We start from the raw sequence: 3340 nt of genomic DNA on the forward strand, positions 1-3340 counted from the left end.
ATATCGGCCTATGCTCCTATCATAGATTGTTTGAAAGCATATCCACAGGATATCAGTCGGTTGAAGAGCAGATTGCTACGGTATCTTGAAGACGGAAGACATTATTCAACCGTGGGTGAGGGATTTACCGATGCATATTTCTTTAATCCAGCTGACATTGAGAGATTTATGTCCCAATTTAAACTGGAGACTTTAAGAATTATTGCTGTGGAAGGACTGGGAGCATTGGTTGAAGAAAAGCTAATGCAGTTGCCAGAAGAAGACTTCCAGCACTGGCTGGATGTCTTTGAAGCCATATCTTCAAATCCAGAAGTATGGGGAAGCTGCGAGCATTTACTGTATATAGGACGGAAGGAAGACTTGTAAACGGTAAACTTAATTTTTAAAGATATACCGTATAATGTTTTTATTTTTTGACCACAAAAATTTAAAAACCCATTGACACAAACCTTTAATAGTGTTATATAATTATATAACACTATTAAACTTGAGGGAGGCTAACTTATGGATGCTTTACGTCAGTTATACGCGATGGTCGGAAAGTCTTCTATCGCTTCAAACGAAAACCTGATTAAATCTATAGTATTCTTTGCAGCCATATTGCTTATCTTTGTGGGTGCTGTCCTATTATTCTTCAGCAAATACTCAAATTCGGCCGTGGCAAAAAAGATAAAAGAAAGCGTGACGGTTAAAATCATGATATCCATGATAAGCGGGCTTATTGCATGGTTTTTGCCCTGGACGTCTTTGAAAAAGGTCTTTTTCAGCATTGCAATTGTTGCCTTGTTCAGCGTATTTATGGTCAAAAGGAAAGTAAGCGCTTTCAAGGCTGTTTTGATCGGAGTTTTGATTCTCTTAGCAGTAGGAATAGTAGCAGCACCAATTTATAATTATTGTACCAGCGTAATTGTAGACCATTCTGCAAGACCTGAAATCGGATTTGATTTTCATTTTGGAATACCGGATGGCAAAAACAAGATCTTGCCCAACAGCGAAATACCCATAGAACACGTAAATCATATAACCATAAACGTAAATTCAGGAATTGAACTCGAACTTACAGATGACGATGTATTGTATTACCCTGCCAGGTTAACTGTGGAAGAAACCGACGGTAATCTTACGATTTCAGAGCCTTATCGTACAAACGATACTTACGTGATAAAGATGGGCACGGCAACCCTCAGAAGCGTAGCTATCGATTGCAATGGCATCAAAATTCACGGCAATGGAAGTTTCAAGGATTTTTCCTTGGACTGTACAGGGGCCTTAATAAATTCACAAATCTCATCTGAAAACGATATACGAATTGACTGCACCGGCATCGACATCAGTGGGAAACTGGAAGGAAAGACGCTGGACATAGATGGTTTGGGAACCAATATCACCGGGGAGCTCAATTTCAGCAAAATTCAGCTCAATTCAACCGGTATGAATCTGGCCATAAAGTCAACATTTGACAGGTTTGAGATAGATTCAAACGGCTTAAACGGCATAATCGAAGTGTCAAACCCTCAGACTCAAAGTGCCGGGCTCTATATAGATGCAACGGGTGGTAATTTAACCGTTGACAGCAAAAACGATGCACCGGTTGAAATTGAATCCACCGGGTTTGTAAAAATTCAAAGGAAGTGATGATGCCAAATGCTGAGAAAGGTCGATAAACACAGCGGAATACCGGCCTACATCCAGATTGTAAACATGATAAAATCGGAAGTACTGCTTGGAAACCTTCAAAAAGGCGCCCAGCTCCCCACGATAAGGGACCTGCAAAACATCTTCGATGTAAACATAAACACCGTTTTAAAGGCCTTGGAAAAACTCAAAGCCGAAGGATACATCGAAGCCGAACAAGGAGTAGGGTATTTCATTAAAAGGGATGTTTATATAGACCAAAAGATAATCGAAACCATAAGGGAATGCGTTTCAAAGCTTAAAGACGATCGCATCGATTTTCACACGGCAATGCTGATATTTGAGGAGGTATGGAAAAATGGGTAATTATGCGGATTTTTCAAAACGCCTTTCAAAGATGGAGGTATATATACAGAAAGAACTGAAAGAGAAGACCGGACGGCTTGTGTTTCTCACGTTGCTTCTTTTAATCCCTGACCTTTTTATAAAAACGATAGCTATACTCTTTCTCTCTGCTTCGCTGCTTGCTTATGATATAAGGCATAAAAACGCAGAACTTCTTTATCTGCTGCCCTTTTCTAAAAAGGAGCTGTATCTTTATAATCTAATTTTCCTGACCATCCTTGTCGCCGCAACCTCTGTAATCAACCAGATCTTTATAGAAACTGATATTTATTCAAGGCTTATATTCATGCTAAACAGTTTAACGCTACTGCTTTCAATATTTGGAATAACAATGCTGTTCTCAGGACTAGGCAGGGACGGATTGGGCTGGGCCATATTTATGGTCATCCTGGATGCAATACTCGGGGGCCTAGGCTCCTCAGACATCAATGCTTTCAACTTCAATCCCTACAGCCTCATCAGCTTTACTCAACAGGGTAATGTGGTATTGTCCTTTTTGACATCCTGCGCAATCTGTCTTTTAAGCTATTTAATTTTCATAAGAAAAGGCGGTGAGAATTGAAATGTATGCACTGCAGGTAAAAAACTTAAGCAAACAGATTGACGGAAAGCAGATTCTGTCAGATATAAATTTTGCAGTACCGCAGGGGGAAATACTGGCGCTGGTGGGGCCAAACGGCGCCGGCAAGACCACAACGCTAAAATGCATAATGAACGTCATACCCAAAGATTCCGGAGAGATAACAGTATTTGACAGGCCGTTTAACCCCTCCTTAAAAGTTGACATAGCGTTTGTAACCGAGGACAGAAGGGTATTTGACAACTTGAGGCTTGAAGATTACTACAATATGTATAAAACCCTATACCCTTCCTGGAACGATCAATTTTTTAAGAATTTTCTCTCAAAGTACGGTTTCAATCTTGAGCAGGAAATGCAGAAGCTTTCAAGAGGGCAGAAAACCATTATACTGTCAATACTTGCCTTGGCAACCGGCGCAAGGCTGATAATCATGGATGAACCCACCCAGCATCTGGATCCGGCATCAAGGTATGAACTCATACACCTGATAAAGCAGTATGTCAATGAAATGGGCGGGACCATTCTGCTCTCATCCCATGAAATATTTGAACTGGAGGAATACGCCACAAGCTTTGCCATAATAAAAAACGGCAGAATACTCTATACCGATACCATAGACGATGCAAAGCACAAGCACAGGATAGTAAGGCTAAATGAAAATATAAGGAATGCAAGGATAGTAGCTGTTATGGAGGATGAAATTTTATTAAGAACACAGGA

At 40.3% G+C, this 3340-nt stretch carries 5 protein-coding genes; all 5 read left to right on the top strand.

Annotated elements, in window-relative coordinates:
• A partial coding sequence (locus FWJ59_RS08790; protein ID WP_414481568.1) for a hypothetical protein occupies positions 1-366 on the top strand: 366 nt, incomplete at its 5' end.
• A 138-nt stretch (positions 367-504) separates the two neighbouring features.
• Positions 505-1635: a hypothetical protein gene (locus FWJ59_RS08795; protein ID WP_414481569.1), complete on the top strand. Its 1131-nt coding sequence runs from the start codon at positions 505-507 to the stop codon at positions 1633-1635.
• 9 nt (positions 1636-1644) lie between these two features.
• Complete coding sequence (locus tag FWJ59_RS08800; RefSeq protein WP_414481570.1) at positions 1645-2001, top strand: GntR family transcriptional regulator; 357 nt, start codon at positions 1645-1647, stop codon at positions 1999-2001.
• Entirely contained in the window at positions 1994-2602 is a 609-nt protein-coding gene (locus FWJ59_RS08805; protein ID WP_414481571.1) for a hypothetical protein, read from the top strand. Before FWJ59_RS08800 ends, FWJ59_RS08805 begins: the two co-directional genes overlap by 8 nt.
• Before the next feature lies 1 nt (position 2603).
• Positions 2604-3340, top strand: a 737-nt coding sequence (locus FWJ59_RS08810; protein ID WP_414481572.1) for an ABC transporter ATP-binding protein, incomplete at its 3' end; no start/stop codon positions are given.

The sequence above is a fragment of the Caldicoprobacter sp. genome, assembly GCF_047459465.1.
GTDB lineage: Bacteria > Bacillota > Clostridia > Caldicoprobacterales > Caldicoprobacteraceae > Caldicoprobacter.